The sequence below is a fragment of the Furfurilactobacillus siliginis genome (genome assembly GCF_001437435.1).
GTDB lineage: Bacteria > Bacillota > Bacilli > Lactobacillales > Lactobacillaceae > Furfurilactobacillus > Furfurilactobacillus siliginis.
On the sequence record NZ_JQCB01000006.1, the window covers coordinates 81,014 to 95,587 of the forward strand.

Annotated in this window: 19 protein-coding genes; 6 read left to right on the forward strand and 13 right to left on the reverse strand. The window is 43.4% G+C overall.

The annotated features are described in order from the left end of the window. Positions 1-14 precede the first annotated feature (14 nt). From IV55_RS05700 to IV55_RS05725, 7 genes are all read right to left on the reverse strand, one after another. Positions 15-857 carry a DNA-binding domain-containing protein gene (locus IV55_RS05700; protein WP_057810227.1) on the reverse strand — a complete coding sequence of 281 codons (843 nt, stop codon included), beginning with the start codon at positions 855-857 and terminating at the stop codon, positions 15-17. A gap of 207 nt (positions 858-1,064) precedes the next feature. Next, positions 1,065-1,190 (reverse strand): hypothetical protein, encoded by a 126-nt coding sequence (locus IV55_RS10630; protein WP_263862175.1) that lies wholly within the window; start codon positions 1,188-1,190, stop codon positions 1,065-1,067. A gap of 100 nt (positions 1,191-1,290) precedes the next feature. Next, positions 1,291-1,620 carry an AzlD domain-containing protein gene (locus tag IV55_RS05705; protein ID WP_057810229.1) on the reverse strand — a complete coding sequence of 110 codons (330 nt, stop codon included), beginning with the start codon at positions 1,618-1,620 and terminating at the stop codon, positions 1,291-1,293. Further along, on the reverse strand, positions 1,607-2,314 hold the full coding sequence (locus IV55_RS05710; RefSeq protein ID WP_057810231.1) for an AzlC family ABC transporter permease: 708 nt from the start codon (positions 2,312-2,314) through the stop codon (positions 1,607-1,609). The genes IV55_RS05705 and IV55_RS05710 overlap by 14 nt, the downstream gene beginning before the upstream one ends. Continuing rightward, positions 2,311-2,883 carry a GNAT family N-acetyltransferase gene (locus IV55_RS05715; protein WP_057810233.1) on the reverse strand — a complete coding sequence of 191 codons (573 nt, stop codon included), beginning with the start codon at positions 2,881-2,883 and terminating at the stop codon, positions 2,311-2,313. Before IV55_RS05715 ends, IV55_RS05710 begins: the two co-directional genes overlap by 4 nt. Next, entirely contained in the window at positions 2,880-3,431 is a 552-nt protein-coding gene (locus IV55_RS05720) for a GNAT family N-acetyltransferase (protein ID WP_057810235.1), read from the reverse strand. The genes IV55_RS05715 and IV55_RS05720 overlap by 4 nt, the downstream gene beginning before the upstream one ends. Beyond that, on the reverse strand, positions 3,428-3,919 hold the full coding sequence (locus tag IV55_RS05725; RefSeq protein WP_057810237.1) for an ASCH domain-containing protein: 492 nt from the start codon (positions 3,917-3,919) through the stop codon (positions 3,428-3,430). The genes IV55_RS05720 and IV55_RS05725 overlap by 4 nt, the downstream gene beginning before the upstream one ends. A gap of 226 nt (positions 3,920-4,145) precedes the next feature. On the opposite strand from IV55_RS05725, the gene IV55_RS05730 reads away from it, so the two are divergent. Continuing rightward, positions 4,146-5,324, forward strand: coding sequence for an AbrB/MazE/SpoVT family DNA-binding domain-containing protein (locus tag IV55_RS05730; RefSeq protein ID WP_057810239.1), 1,179 nt, complete (start codon positions 4,146-4,148; stop codon positions 5,322-5,324). A gap of 390 nt (positions 5,325-5,714) precedes the next feature. Here the strand turns inward: IV55_RS05730 and ndk are convergent, their stop codons facing one another. The 3 genes from ndk to IV55_RS05745 all read right to left on the reverse strand — a co-directional run bounded on the left by ndk (position 5,715) and on the right by IV55_RS05745 (position 8,379). Then, positions 5,715-6,152 (reverse strand): nucleoside-diphosphate kinase, encoded by a 438-nt coding sequence (gene ndk, locus IV55_RS05735; protein WP_057810241.1) that lies wholly within the window; start codon positions 6,150-6,152, stop codon positions 5,715-5,717. 81 nt (positions 6,153-6,233) lie between these two features. After that, complete coding sequence (locus IV55_RS05740) at positions 6,234-6,902, reverse strand: hypothetical protein (RefSeq protein ID WP_057810243.1); 669 nt, start codon at positions 6,900-6,902, stop codon at positions 6,234-6,236. Positions 6,903-6,999: 97 nt separating this feature from the next. Then, positions 7,000-8,379, reverse strand: a complete 1,380-nt coding sequence (locus IV55_RS05745) for an amino acid permease (RefSeq protein ID WP_057810245.1) — start codon at positions 8,377-8,379, stop codon at positions 7,000-7,002. A gap of 358 nt (positions 8,380-8,737) precedes the next feature. On the opposite strand from IV55_RS05745, the gene IV55_RS05750 reads away from it, so the two are divergent. Further along, a complete protein-coding gene (locus IV55_RS05750) occupies positions 8,738-9,421 on the forward strand; it encodes a CPBP family intramembrane glutamic endopeptidase (protein ID WP_057810247.1) in 684 nt (227 codons plus the stop codon). Positions 9,422-9,596: 175 nt separating this feature from the next. On the opposite strand, the gene IV55_RS05755 is transcribed toward IV55_RS05750, so the two are convergent. Continuing rightward, positions 9,597-9,956 carry a DUF805 domain-containing protein gene (locus IV55_RS05755; RefSeq protein ID WP_057810249.1) on the reverse strand — a complete coding sequence of 120 codons (360 nt, stop codon included), beginning with the start codon at positions 9,954-9,956 and terminating at the stop codon, positions 9,597-9,599. Between the two features lie 127 nt (positions 9,957-10,083). Here IV55_RS05755 and IV55_RS05760 point away from each other — a divergent pair, with 127 nt between their 5' ends. Then, entirely contained in the window at positions 10,084-10,818 is a 735-nt protein-coding gene (locus tag IV55_RS05760) for an SDR family NAD(P)-dependent oxidoreductase (protein WP_057810251.1), read from the forward strand. Positions 10,819-10,831: 13 nt separating this feature from the next. Next, positions 10,832-11,251, forward strand: coding sequence for a MarR family winged helix-turn-helix transcriptional regulator (locus tag IV55_RS05765; protein ID WP_057810253.1), 420 nt, complete (start codon positions 10,832-10,834; stop codon positions 11,249-11,251). A 228-nt stretch (positions 11,252-11,479) separates the two neighbouring features. On the opposite strand, the gene IV55_RS05770 is transcribed toward IV55_RS05765, so the two are convergent. Then, positions 11,480-12,352, reverse strand: coding sequence for a glycosyltransferase (locus IV55_RS05770; RefSeq protein ID WP_057810255.1), 873 nt, complete (start codon positions 12,350-12,352; stop codon positions 11,480-11,482). Between the two features lie 153 nt (positions 12,353-12,505). On the opposite strand from IV55_RS05770, the gene IV55_RS05775 reads away from it, so the two are divergent. Next, positions 12,506-13,510: a YeiH family protein gene (locus tag IV55_RS05775; protein ID WP_057810257.1), complete on the forward strand. Its 1,005-nt coding sequence runs from the start codon at positions 12,506-12,508 to the stop codon at positions 13,508-13,510. A gap of 361 nt (positions 13,511-13,871) precedes the next feature. Beyond that, positions 13,872-14,105: a helix-turn-helix domain-containing protein gene (locus tag IV55_RS10330; protein WP_146993642.1), complete on the forward strand. Its 234-nt coding sequence runs from the start codon at positions 13,872-13,874 to the stop codon at positions 14,103-14,105. A 193-nt stretch (positions 14,106-14,298) separates the two neighbouring features. Here IV55_RS10330 and IV55_RS05785 read toward each other — a convergent pair. Next, positions 14,299-14,574 (reverse strand): LPXTG cell wall anchor domain-containing protein (locus IV55_RS05785; RefSeq protein WP_162260734.1); only part of this gene is annotated, 276 nt, incomplete at its 5' end.

A 14,574-nucleotide genomic window follows, 5' to 3' on the forward strand; every position in this document is an offset into this window, starting at 1 on the left:
GTGGAGGACAAAGCCTAGTCCGCTCGAGCCCCCTGCAACAGACCATCGAAAAAGTGCTGGATCGACACTTTGCTCTGCGCACCACCTGCATTTTTCAAACGTTGAATTTCAATATGCACGTTTTGATACTCAAACAAGTTGTTAGCGTACTCAAGTAGGACGTCGTTTTCAGGATAATCAATGCACATGGCAGCCAAATTGATGATACCGACTTTGATCGCACGACGAATTCTTTGGTAGACGACTTTCTTCTGATGCTCGGTCAAATTCAAGTCACGTTCAAAATCGACTTCGTTAAAATCAATATTTTGATCAACCATCAACCGAATAATTCGGCGAATATCCTTACTGCCATTTTCCGCAGAGATTCCTAAAAAACGAAGTGTGCGATTGATTTGATCGAATTGCTGTCGTTGATCCGCCTGCGGTAACTGATAGGGTGAAGTCGACGTTGCTGACAAATCATAAATTGTTCGCAGTCGACTAATCAATTTTACCTGAGTCGCAATGAAGCGGATCATGTGCTTCGCTTCTTGAAGATTGGGCGGCTGCACAAGAATAAAGTCACAACCAGCCTGGTAAGCAGCTGACTTGATTGCCGGTGTGAGCTTATCTGCGGTCATGATAAAACGTGGATTACTATGTACTTTTTCTAGACTCTCAATTAATGAAATACCAGTGGTGCCGCTGAGCTCGTATGAAACAAGCATGATATCGACGCGTAACTGAAGCATGTCATCATATGCCTTAACAGGATCATTCGTCACCCCAATCAAAACGTTATCAAAATCCGCCTCAATAACGTCTTGTAGCGTATCAATCGTTGCTTGATCATTGTTTAAAATGTAAAAGTTCATTTTCTACTAGGTCCCCTTCACCAATGACTTGTGCCAATACTACTGCTCTTTAACAATGAAAAATGTGACCTACTCGACATTTTTGTCCAAACACAAAAAGGCACCCAGGATTAAAAAATCCTGGATGCCTTTGCTAAGCTTGTTACATTAAATCGATTTAAAAACATTTCGTAACGCATTTAAATAAAATTCAATTAATACAATTCATTAATTTTCGTCAATTGCCTTTGCTTCGGCAATCTCGGCCATAGCTGTCCGCGCAATTTTAACGTCGCTCCAGACCAAGCCACCGGCCGTCAAGATCATTAATCCAATTGCTAACAAGGTTTCCATAAGAGCACCTCCGCTTTGTCAGTAATTTACATTCTCAGAAGTATAGCATGATTATTACCATAAACCTAGCATAATGTTCACACACAATCCAAATTTGCGATTAGCCTATAAATGCGCGGATAACGGCTAATGAAATCATCCCTGCAATCACGATCCACAGTAGCTGTTTCGTTAAAAATGCAACGATTACAGTTGGCACTGAAGCTAGAATATTCGCCACGTTTGGTGTTGGTAAATGACCGACATGTTGGCTAAATAAACTGTTGATCCATAAAGCCGTCATAATCGTAATCGGCACGAAGCTTAACAGTTCGACCATTAATGGTGGTAACTGGTGTCGCTTGAGCAACGCAAATGGCAGCACGCGTGAAAGCCAGGTTACCACTGCACAGCCTACGATGGTCAATAGGACATAACTAGTTTCGAGCATGCTTGATCACCACCCCAATCACACAGCCAAGTACCGTTCCGACCAATAACAGTGCGTTACTGGGAATGAAGATCAAACCTACATAGATCAGTATCGCTTCGACAGCAATCACGACAACTTGCAAATTGACCGATAACGTCTTATCCGCGATCACCTGTAAATACAGCAAGCCAATAAACATTGCCACTAATGCAAAGTCCAGACCTAGCTTCTCCGGGTGCGCGACAAGCTTACCAAGCAGCGCGCCCACGCCGGAGGCTGCGATCCATGTGCCATAAGCAATGAGATTCACTGTGTTGAACCAGTGAAAGTTCAATTTGCGATCAGTTGCATTTAATTTGTTCATCCCCAGCGCAAAACTTTCATCAGTCAACAAAGTGCCAACTAAAATATTATGCCACATACTGTCGTGCCTAAAGTAGCCAGCCACCGTCGCACTCATTAGCATCATGCGTGCGTTTACCAAAAAGGCGGCCACCATAATGGAAATCACCGGACTATGCGTTGCCAACATGCTCACCATAATGAACTGGGCCGACCCAGCATAAGTGATTGCAGACATCAGCATGACCAAAATAACGTCTAAGCCAACCGACTGGCTGACAACACCAAACGCTAACCCAATACCAATATAGCCAAACACGGTCGGCAACGTTTCTTTCACAGCAGTCCGCGCATCTAGTTGTGAATTCATCGTGACACCTCAGAAAACTCAGGCCAATCTTGATGTGTAGCCTGCCAATCCGCACTAAAAATCGCCGCAATTTGGCGATCAAACCAGCGTCCATCAAGATATAACGCCTGCCGCTCAATGGTTTCCGTTTTAAAACCAACCTTCGTGTACGCCTTAGCTGCAGCAGGATTATTCGCATTAAATTCAAGGCGCACCTTAAATAGGTTCATTTCAAAGAACGCAAACGCCAGCAGGCAGTTAATCGCATCAACACCGAAGCCTTGACCACGCATTTGTGGATCAGAAATCGTAATTCCTAATTCAGCTGTTTGATGTTGCGCTGACACATCTTGCAATTCAATCCATCCCAATGGTGCATCATCACTCAATCTCCGGATCACAAAAATAAACGCGTCATAGTTACTGCCACTTAACATCTTCCGAAAAAATTCCGGCTCGCGAATGTGCGACACATCCCATTCACTGTTGCGGGCGGAGCCATCTGCCCACTGGTAACGAGCAATATACTCAGCATCGCCAGCACGTTGGTGACTGAGATAGACTTTATTTCCTCTTAAAACATCCTTCATCGTGTTTCCTCGCTTAGATTGGCCTGCCATTCATCCTTTAACAGACCGTATTCATAGCAATCGACTCGTTTGCCCGCATGAAATAAGCCGGCCCGATTGCAGCCCTCAAGTATAAAATGGGCATGTTTCACTGCGTCTAATAATGCCTCGTCATCTGCTGCTACCGCTATTTGAAGCCGCTGTAAATTTCGTCCAGTAAATGCGCTGTCTATCAATAAATCCATCAATTCGGTTAGTATTTGTGCACGGTTCGGAAGTTCTACCACCGTTATAACGATGACCGCGCCACGATTCTTCAGCTGAATCATCGTTAATCCAGCCCAACCAATGGCAAGACCAGCTTGGTTGTGAACGATGTAGATTTCGCGATCCCCCTGCCTTGACCCACCGACCAGGAACTCGTAAGTCGCTGGTTGCCAAGGTTTGATTTCACCATCAGCCAATCGCTGCATCGTGGCCGAATTCCATTGCGCGGCCGCCAATTCATCGGTATCACGACTACCATGTTCCGTTAATTGTAGATGTTTCGTTTGAAAGAAAACGGTCATTTAAACAGCTCCTTTAAATATGGTTCTACTGTCGCTTGCGTCGCTTTCAACACAAACACTTCACACGCAACTTGCATATCTTCGCTAAATTGACCACCTTCTGCTGCAAGCTCACGTCGCCAAAAAGTTTCATGTTCCTGACGCCAGCTTGCCAGCGACCGATCATTTTCACCTTCATGATAGGCATGCTCCGCTGACACCTGGTTAAACGGCATTTCTTCATATACCACCGTTTGGATTACTGCCACCGGATGATCGTGTCCGTCTAAGATCACGCTATATTCGCCGACCATTGCATCAGGTTCTACATCCGCTGCAGCAGTCGTCGCTGTCTTCGTTCCACTAATGACTAAGGCAGCCAGTTCGTCTGCCATTTCACCGCTGTCTCCAAAGGCAAACACATCCGGCTTAATATCTGTCGATAGTTGTGCAAACTGACAGTAAGCTTGCCAAAACTGTTCACTGGTAACATTGAAATACGCAGTCATATTTTTTACCATCCCTCTTGATTAAAAAAAGTAACCATTTCAACTTCCAGAAATGATCACTAATAGTTTCTTTATGCGGCAAATGCGCTTTGTTGATTAGATTTAGTTTAAACTCTCATCAAATATTAATCAATCGTTTTAAGGCCCGACCAGGCAACGGCTGTGCAATCCCACAAAAACCTGTAAAATAGACTGATACTAACATTTCAATTAAGGACGCAATTTTATGACCCCTGATGCAAACAAACACATTACCTTACCACCTGAAGTCGCTAAACGATTGAATGTTCATAAAGGTGACCGGGTGCAGTTAACATTATCAACCAAGGCAGATGATGCTGTCATTATCACGCCTAACAAAGCCGTTCGTGAAGAACAAACATTACCCATTCGCTGGTTTTTAATTCCGTCATTAATAACTAGTATTCTTTTCTTTTGGAACTTTTTTAACAAGCACCAGACGCAAATTCCGTTGTCAGGTGATAATTCCATTGCTAGTTTCGTAATCATCCTCGGTATTATCAGTGGGGTGCTGTCGTTTATTACCTTTTATTTGAAGCAGCGTCATGAAATTCAGCAATGGTTGCCTGGCAGTTTATACTGGCGCAGTTTCCCAACGATTTTACTATCATTCATCATCATCCTATCCATCTGTGTGCTTGGCTTCTTCTGGTTTGCAGGCCTATTGTTCAAAGGCATTACGTTTGATCAGTTTACCTCGACCTTCTTGTTTTTCATCTTCGTTAGTCTCATTAACTACCTGATGATTTTGGCCGTCAGCGCATTGTCAGCGGATATGATCTACTCTTTGCTCGTCTCTGTAATCGTTGGCGGTGCACTTTCCTCCATGATCACAAATAGTAATAAGCGCTGGTGGGAACATAATCTGAGCTTTCTAGGAACTGCCAAAGCAGCTAATGGCTGGACGTTCAACGTAACCTTGATGGTGTCTGCCTTGCTGACTGTTGCCTTGGTCGACTTCATCTTCTCCAGCCTGGAAAAAAAGTTTGGTCACAGTTGGCGTCTACTAGTTTTGCGAATCTTACTGACGCTAACTGCATTATGTCTTGGTGGCGTTGGTCTATTTGCCAACAACGGTCGCGGCTGGATGCATCTACTTCATGATTTGTCAGCACGCTGGATGGTTTACTTATTGATCATCATCATCCTCGCCATTCATTACTTACTGCCACATCTGACCCGCGAATTTCTATTACTTTCATACAGCATTGGCGGGCTGCTGGTCGTCACGTCGATTTTGTTTCAACCAATTGGTTACCTGTCACTCACTGCCTATGAAATGATTGGCTTCACCATCGCATTTAGCTGGATGGTTCTGTTATTACAAACATTGCAGCGTCGATTATTTGAAACGAACAATGTTTTTCATGTTGATGTCGAATAACATTCACTTCAGTGTCTCCCAAATCCAGGGTAACAGCGAACTCACTGCGTTCGCCGGCAACCAGGTGGAGCCCCTCACCGTTCGGACTTCGCACAATTCTTGTGCAGCCCTCACTCCCGGGACGCCACCTGATTGCCATCGCCGTTACCCTGGATTTGGGAGAGTGACGCTCGCTTTGCGATCGTCACAAACCCGTTAGTACCAAATTAAAAGAGTACACTAAACTTAAATAGTCGTCGTTTCAGTTTATGGAGTATATGACGTGAACGGCCACTGCTGTAGTTACCGTAGCGGCAAGTTTGCTTAGGCGATACTAGCCCGAACGAAAGCCGCACAGATAAAAAAACGAGTTTAGGACATCAGTTATCTTGTCCCAAACTCAATTTTGATTTACGAATTTAAATTTAATTCAGGGAACCAGATCTGCATTTCATGCTTGGCTGCTTCTGGACTGTCGGAACTGTGCACCACGTTTCGAATGGCACCATCTGCCCATGATCTTCCGTAATCACCGCGAATTGAGCCAGGCGCAGCTTCATCAGGATTGGTGACGCCGGCGATTTGGCGGAACGCCGCAACCACATTAACGCCTTCTGCAATGATCGCAACTAACGGTCCTGATTGCATATAGTCGACAAGCTCTGGAAAATAGGCTTTGGTTACTTTATCAGCATAATGCTGACGAAGCTGTGCATCCGTTGCCTTAGCGACGACCTTTAAGCCAGCGATGACGTACCCCTTGCCTTCCAGACGTGAGATTACATCCCCAATATGACCTGCAGCAACACCATCCGGTTTAACTAAAATCAATGTTTGTTCTGTTGACATAAGTTATGCTCCCTTCGCAATTAACGATCACCGTCAGTTTGACATAAATTAAATAATAAGAACAACGAAAACGCTTCACTATTATTGCAAAACTTCCTGTAAAACATCACGTTCAGAATCATCGACGTTTCCAGCATAGTTAGGTATTGCTAATGAAATCCCGCCATCACGGTTTTTAAAAGCATACATCGAACCGCTGGTCGTTAACTCATTACTAGGATTATCGTCATCAAAGCGAATTTCACTATTCACCTTAACTGTACGAATACTATGATTTTTCGCACCAAAGATTCGAATCGACGTCGTTGGAATTGAATAATACGTGACATTCATCGACCCACTTAGATAATCAGGGCCGCGAAAATCAGCCGTTCCGGCCCCAGACTGATCATTTAAATCAAGTGTAATCGACCCTGGCATATTCATCATCCCGCTAACGTGAAAGGCACTTAACGCATTCAATTCCTCGGTTGAAACTGAATACGGTCCACCAACTGTTTCACTGCCAGATTTCTGCCCGCGTTCAGGTGCTTGGCTCGCTGAACTAGTTGTTGTCGCAGCACTTGAGGAAGTGCTTTGACTACTAGAAACCGATTGACTGGAACTGGTTCTTGGTGCTGACGATGCCGCCGATGATTGATTTCCAGTCATGACTTTTCCAATTAAAAACGCCAGCATCACTAAAATTAAAACACCAATAATCGTCGCAGTTACCAATAACCAATTTTGTCGTGGCCGTTCTGAACGCATGTTGATTTCCTCCACATTATAACGAAATTTATACCTTCATCATACGTGACTAAACCAGTCCATGCCAGCAGTTTCGGTGCCAATTTGTAAACCGCGTCTAAGACCGTCGTTTGGCCACCCGCAAGAAGTAAACCAGACTTAAAACACCTAAGACTAAAAATCCAATCGACACGGAAATTCGTGTGTCAGGATTAACGAACATGAAGATCACAACTAAAATCAGCGCAAAAATCGTAATGTAATTTGAATAAGGATAAAACGGCATTTTAAACGGATGTTCCGTCATCAATTCAGGATTGGCATGTCGAAACCGCAACTCTGACAGTAAGATAACAAACCAAGGCACCATTCCGGGAAGCACACTGGAACTGTAAACCAGGACAAAGATGTTCGATGATGCATGACTGACCTGCGCAAACACCGTGTTTAGCAGCAGCCCAATCAGAATTCCGCCAGAGATTGCTAAAGTTGCGCGCATCGGTACTTGATGTCGTGATAATTCACCAAAGACAGGTGTTGTTTCACCATCACGTGATAATTTGAATAACATCCGACTTGAGCTGTAAATGCCTGAATTAGCGCCGGACATCGCAGCTGTTAGGACCACAAAGTTAATAATTCCAGCAGCGCCAGAGATACCTACCTTCGAAAACGTTTCAACGAATGGTGATCCAATGGCTGCCAATTGATTCCATGGGTAGATTGTTACGATGACAAAAATAGCACCAATATAGAAGATTAAGATTCGCCAAACGATCGATTTAACAGATGACACAATGGCTTGCCGTGGATTAGCAGCTTCACCAGCTGTAATTCCCAAAATTTCAATTCCTTGATACGAACCGATAATCACCGACATCGCGAAGATAAAACCCTTCACGCCCCCAGTGAAGAAACCACCGTGAATCCATAAATTTTGGAGCCCAAGTGGATGTCCGTGATTTCCTAGTCCGACGAAGATCACCAGCACACCCAGAATAATCATGATGACGATTGTAACCACTTTGATCATCGCAAAGTAAAATTCCAACGTTCCATATGCCCGTGCAGAAGCTAGGTTTGCCAATGTCAACATCACGATGACAACGACACCCGCCATCCAATCAGGTAGTCCTGGCCACCAATAATGCAAGTATTGTCCAACTGCAATCACTTCGCTAATACCCACAACGATATACTGAAAGACATTACTCCATTTGGTCAGATAACCAGCTAGTGGATGAATATAGTTAGTCGCATAATCGGCAAACGAACCTGTCGTCGGGTTAACATAGATCATTTCACCCAGTGCTCGCATAATCATATAGAGCAAAACACCGACCAATGCGTAAGCTAAGATTACAGAAGGACCGGTCCACTTGATGGTGGAGGTAGAGCCCATGAACAGCCCTACCCCAATGGTGCCGCCAAGTGCAATCATCTGCATTTGATTCGAAGTTAACGATCGTTTTAAGTCGCCTTGCTTTTCTTCTGCCATAAGCAAATCCCCTTGTTAGTAACAAAAAATGGCCAACCACTTATGCTTCGCCTAGGAAGCACCGTGGTTGGCCGCTAATGTCGGTATGTTGAACCCTACCGCAAAAGCCCCAACCACATAATTGTGGATGAGGTGGTGGTAGTTGTAGAAGCGAGCACATTATGTTGGTTTAGTTTTGCAATCATCATGAACATGCTCCTTTCAACGTGAGTTCTTGATTTGTAAGTTACCATGAATTTTCGTTCAGCGCAATCATTTTTCTCATCGGGTTCTTATTATTACAGATAAAAATTCACCCATCCCGTGTGTAAACATGCTAAAGTAAAGCTATCTTATAGTTAAGGAAGGCTGTTCGCTTATGAAAGCACAACCCATTAATCCATTCAAAACAATCGTTGCAATTCTGATTCCGCTGGCTGAGTTGGGGCTAGGAACCATCGCCGCCGATTTAATTCACAATCAATTAGCATCCATTATTGTTAATGTCATTATCTTCGGTGCAGGTTTGTTGTTAGCACTCTACTTATATGGCGATGTCTTAAAGGCTGACTGGCCAAAGTTCCGCGCACACATCTGGCGCAACCTACTGCTTGCAATTGTCGGCGTCTTCGCCTTGTATGCGCTATTAGCAGCAACTCGCTTGATCATCAAGCCATCTGCATCAGCCGCTGCCATGCCGGTACTGCTCAGTGCCAACCCAGCAGCCATTGGTATCATCGCCAGTTTGACATCACTGTTTGCCCCCTTCACGGAAGAAATCATCTTCCGTCACGTTTTATTCTATCAATGGCGTGGTCGCGGCTGGTTAACAGGTGTGATGTTTGTGGTCTCTGCCATCGCATTTGGCTTAGTCCACTGGTTTAACTTCAATGGTGACTTACTCCAAACAGTCCCATACATGTTCACCGGTGTCTTCTTCGCAGCCATTTACTACTTCAGTAAAAACATTTGGCAGAACATCATGACACATTTCTTCTTCGATTTCATTCAGTTCCTCTCCGCCATCTTTGTCTTTGTTATGTCCCTCTTGATGGCACAATAATTTAAATTTCTCACACGTGAAAACGCCCGCGACAACTATTAATTGTCGCGAGCGTTTTTTGGGTTCTTTAAAATTAACTAGTGAAAATGTAACAGCAAGCTAAGTAACTGTGCAGATTATGAGCCGCCTACCAGACTGAAAAACAACCAGTACAGTCGTTAATACTTTCCGACTTTTATTTCGTCCGCCACCGGCTCGCTTCTTTTCCTGGTGCAATCAATAGAAAGAAGAACCAAATCGGTCCAATGATCGGAATGATGCTGATAAAGATCCACCAATTGCTTCGATTTGAATCATGTAAACGACGCGCAGTACTTGAAAATTCTGCTACCGCAAACAAACATGCGATGATAAAACGCAAAAATTGTTGAGGATTTTCAATATGATCTTCAATTTCAAACACGTGTACGTTCAAAAAGCCATAGATAATTCCTGCAATCAATGCGTTGATTGCAAACGTAATCCAGTACACTTTGCGATCTTCTACATCCCGCCACACAAACATATGACGCCAAAACTCACTATATAATTTCATTTATCTTCCTCGCCTAATTCAGTTGTCATTTAATATACACGTTTGCACTTTATTTTAAAAATGTTGACAAATCGATTATTAGCTTTTATAGTTGTATGTACAATCAATAGAAATGAGGAACTCTTTTATGAATAATGTTATTGTAATTACCGGTGGCACATCAGGAATTGGTTTAGCAACTGCACTTGCTTTTGCCAAAGTAACTACCAACCAGGTCTTTGTTATCGGACGGAATCCGGAAAAGACACACCAAGTTGCGCTTGATCATCCAGAGTTAACTGCCCTGGTTGCTGACTTGTCAAAAGTTACTGAAATCGATGCTGTCATGAACGACATCAAAGGACAGGCTGGTCACATTGACACCTTGTTTGTAAACGCTGGGTTCGGAATCTTCAAGCCATTCGCCGAACTAACCGAAACTGACTTTGATCGGTCCGTTGACTTGAACTATAAGGGCGTGTTCTTTACAATTAAAAGAGCACTACCCTTGTTAGTTGATCATGCATCCGTGATTTTAAATGTTTCCTGGACATATCACCGTGGGCTTGCGACTTCAACCTTATATTCATCAACGAAGTCGGCCATTGCCTACCTTACCAAATCACTGGCACTAGAATTGGCGCCTCATGGAATTCGGGTCAATGCAGTCAGCCCTGGCTACACCAATACTGAACAATTCAATCAAAAGAATATTGATCCAAAACGTTACCAATCAATGGTTGCTCGTGTACCCGAAGGTCGCTTCGGTACCGCAGATGAAATTGCTAGCACTGTTCAATTCTTAGCATCACCAGCAGCAAGTTATATTAACGGTCAAGAACTCGTCATTGATGGTGGATTAACTGCCATTCAAGCAGAATAAAAAGGAGCTTTACATGTCTGAAATCAACTTTGCCGAATGCCTCTACTTTTCGAGTGGTCGTATCAATCGCATTATCGCTAAAATCAGCGATCAACAATTCAATCAGCTCGGACTATCGTCAACGGCTGCTTTCATGCTCATGTACCTCGACTCCGATACCGATATCAACCCGTCAGCCATTGCCGATGAACTTTCGCTGGATCGATCAACGGTAACCCGCTTCTTAGATAAGCTGGAACATGCCGGCTACATCACGCGGACAGTTAACGGCCGCAATGTAACGGTCACGCTAACCGACGATGGCAAGGCGTTACAACCGCGCTTAATGACCATGTGGTCTGATTTAAATGAACATTACCAGACAATTTTGGGTAAAGCCGGTGAACAACAATTACGTGAGTTACTCAATCAGGATTTTGAAACAATCCGTTAATCTTCAAATAAAAAGAGTGGGCCAAAAGTCAGGAAGTCGTGAGCAAGACCAAGAGCGACCGTAAGGATTAGTTTTCAATCCGGTTGGTTGTTCGTCCTCTGCACAGCAACTTGACTTTTGGCCCACGTTTTCGCTATTTAAGTTCATAAATCAAAAAGAGAGTTTTGGCTGCACTCAGCTCTGTCAACTTGACAGGACTGAGCACAGCCAAAACTCTTTCGTTTCTAATTAAACATCGTCGTTTTCAAACAGCGACTGTGCATACCGCGCCGTCTGCCACCAATCACGAAAATATTTATCGCGAACCGGGGTCAACAGTGAACTTGGTTTAATCAGTGGCAAAAAGTGTTTGATCTTAACGTTTTTATCCGCATTGGTAAATAATGCTTTATCGGCTTCCGTTACTGGGAGCTCACGGTCTTGTGTTAAAAAGTCATTATTTTGTTGCAAATTATACTCAGGTGGCAAGAGTTGAATTTGCCCAAGGAACTGCTTATTAACTAAATCCTGATCTGGAAAACGTCCAAAGTCATTTTCATTTACTTTACGCAAAAAGTCCGCCAGTGACCAAACTTCATTGTATTTTTGAACATTGAAAACCATTACGCCTGAATTGACATAACTACGATCCGCTTCCACACCTTGGCCCCAAGATGTGCCCATATAGTGATAAATTTCAGGCACGGCTGCAAGCGGAACATTCGGATCAACAAGATCAAATAGCTGATTGACATCCGCATAGATCAACGTATCCACATCGAGATATAATAGCTGATCACACTCCCTAAAGGTAAACGGCAGCCCTAATCGCCATAATGTAATCGCTGGAAAACGTTCAGATACATTACGACTAATTTCATTTGTCCAATCTGGTGCGCTCCAAAAAGCACAGGAAATCTGGGGTTTCCCATTACGTTTCGGCAATTCACCAATCAGATTAACAACATCTGTTGCAAAACCGTCTCCATTAAATACCCAAATTTTCAGTGGCTCTGAAGATTCATAATGCTGGATTAATGATTCAATAGACACAATTAGTAGGTTTTCATAATTTCGATTATATGTATAAAAAACAGCACGGCTTGGTCTAGCTTCGCTCATTTGAACACGTCCTTAATCGTCATCAGGTGATATATTAGAATGCCTTAATTGTATCACTTTCGGTCGTTTGGCTGTGTGGATGCCAGATAACCATTACAAATCCACATTTTTTCGCTATACTTATTTGGTTACTTTAATTTTAAGGAGTTTGTTATGAAACCATTGCGCGCTGTCGGACCTGGATTAGGTCTAAGTATTGTTATTGCAATTATTAGCCAATTAATTGGTCAGTTTGTTATTAAAGGTCTCGGAGCAGCAACCATTGCCATTCTGCTCGGAATTATTCTTGGTAACACCGTTTTTCAACAACCACAACTCGCTAGTGGTACCGCATGGGCAGAAAAAAGGTTGTTAGAATTATCCGTGATGTTCTTAGGCGCCACTGTTACTTTTCAAACCATCGGTGCGTTACGTTGGCAAGGATTTGTTTTCATCGTGCTACAGATGGCCATCACGATTATCGGGGTTGTTTTGATCGGTAAAAAGATGCGTTTCAACGAGGGAATGACTTTACTGATGGCCGGTGGTAACGCTGTCTGTGGCTCCTCAGCTATCGCCGCCATTACACCCGTGATTGACGCAGACGATAAGGACAAACGCACAGCAGTCACCTTAGTGAACCTGATGGGGACGATTCTGATGCTTGGCTTACCGCTGCTGGGAACAGCAGTGTTTGGTCACAGTGATTTCCTCCGTGGGGCGCTGATTGGGGGCACCGTTCAGTCTGTCGGCCAAGTGGTTGCTAGTGGAACGATGATCAATGCCCAAACAACAACCTTTGCCACACTGTTCAAAATCATGCGAATCATTCTACTAGTCGTTGTGGTGCTTATTTTTGGACGTTTACACCGTCAACAACAAACTAGTAATGACACGAATGTCGCACTACCTAAAAGTAGCAGTTTCTTACCATGGTATGTCTTGGGCTTTTTAGTTCTTTGTGCCTTAAACAGTCTGATTCACTTCCTGCCAATTATCAGTGGAACAGCACATTTTCTCAGCAGTTGGTGTGAAATCATTGCCCTGGCAGCCATTGGATTACGCTTGAACCTTGCTGCCTTTATCAAAGCTGGTAAACAGCTTGCCATTTATGGTGCCACCATCCTGATCTTGCAGGTTGGGGTTGCCGTTGGGCTCATCTGGATTTTACTTAAATAATTTAAAAATCACCGCCGGAAATTACTCCGACGGTGATTTTGTTTATTTCGAATTAATTATTCATAGAAAAAACGAACTGGGATATGGAGCTTTTGCGTCATTAACTTAACTTCGGCAACAGTAAACCGATCAGGATCATGAAGCTTAGTACTGATTGTATTAGGACTTTTATGGATTGCAGCTGAAATATCTTTAATGGTTATTCCACTTGTTCGTACATAGGCAAGCACTTTGTTGCTAATCAACGATTCTGTGATGATAATTCACTTCCTTTCGCTCCATAAGTGGAGTATATAATAAAAATATTAAATACACAAGCAAAAGTTGCGTATTCACCCAAAAAATTGGGTAAAATTAGCTCATGACTAATCTGAGTGAATTATTGAAGCAGGCACGTGTTGATCGCAAACTCAGCATGGCAAGCCTCTCCGAAAATATTGAAAGTAAATACCATGTGCGGCTGAGTACAAGTATGATTACACGCTATGAGCAAGGCCACAATATCCCATTAAAAAATCTATTTGTATTGGCAAATTATTTAGAGATCGACTTAAACCAATGCGAACAAGATTACATTCGTCGACTAAAAAAATAGTTCCGTCACTTTTAAGTGATTATAATTTCCATTGTTCGTGCAAAAAGGCCTGTCACATAGTCATGACAGGCCTTTTTCGCTGCACTTTTAGAAAAGTATTATCACTATTGCTTGGCAAAAATGGCTGCACCTATAACCAATTGTCAGCAACGGACATCCTAAACCAATAAGTATTTTCGCCAGTTGCAGTTCACTACTTGCGACGACGTGGTAGCCAACTTAATGCCACCGTCAGTCCCAACAGTCCAATACCAACCCACAGTGTGTGCTGTTGTCCCGTTGCAGGTAAAGTCCCTTGACCCGCCGGTCGCTGACGGTTGTGCTTGGATACGTGCTCGTCAACTTTTTTAACAGACGTAACGGGCTTCAGATTCGCTGAAGGTACTGAGGTCTCTACCTTAGTACTCAGTGATGGGTTTGGGTTTGGGTTTGGGTTTGGGTTTGGGTTTGGGTTTGGGTTTGGGTTTGG